The 535-nt window shown below is 31.6% G+C and carries 1 protein-coding gene and 1 pseudogene; one reads left to right on the top strand and one right to left on the bottom strand.

Going from position 1 to position 535, the window contains the following annotated elements:
- Positions 1–199: pseudogene (locus tag AC27IT_RS28135) on the bottom strand (SAM-dependent methyltransferase); the annotation flags it as partial.
- A 138-nt stretch (positions 200–337) separates the two neighbouring features.
- On the opposite strand from AC27IT_RS28135, the gene AC27IT_RS28130 reads away from it, so the two are divergent.
- On the top strand, positions 338–535 hold a 198-nt coding region (locus AC27IT_RS28130), incomplete at its 3' end, for a DUF2536 family protein (RefSeq protein ID WP_487092312.1).

The raw sequence follows: 535 nt of genomic DNA, 5'->3' as shown, positions 1-535 counted from the left end.
CTTTTTCTAAAAGTTTTTTTGTTAAGTTTCCAGTGCCTGTTCCAAATTCTATCACATGCCCTATTGAACGGTCTGCTACATATTCTAAGATTTCATTATAATTGCGAAACACTTCTCTATACTGTTCATCTTTCCCGCTTACCGATGCATCATACTCATTCGCCCACTTTTCAAAGATATCTAAAAACTCTAGCCCCATAAAAAATGCCTCCTCATAACTAATAATTCTTATGGATATAGTATGTTTTTAACTATCGTTTGTTCTTCATTTACAAATATTTTAAGCTTTTAACTTTCTATTTGCTATACTATAGTAATGAGGTAAGGAGGCCGTAAGATGAATTTTGAATTTGAAATGATTGAAGATAAAATAGAATTTTTTGAAGCGCCTGATGTTAAAATGCTTGAAAAACAAATTGCTGAAAAAATTGATCAAAATAAGGCGATTTTACTTGAGGTACATAGCGTATCTCATCAAATGTCTGTGGACTATGAACAAGGTAAAAAACTGTACTCTGCAGTTGTTCATTTCAAA

This window comes from Brevibacillus sp. YAE8 (assembly GCF_057543335.1).
The sequence above is the reverse complement of the archived record's forward strand: the minus strand, read 5'-3'. Positions and strand labels throughout refer to the sequence as shown.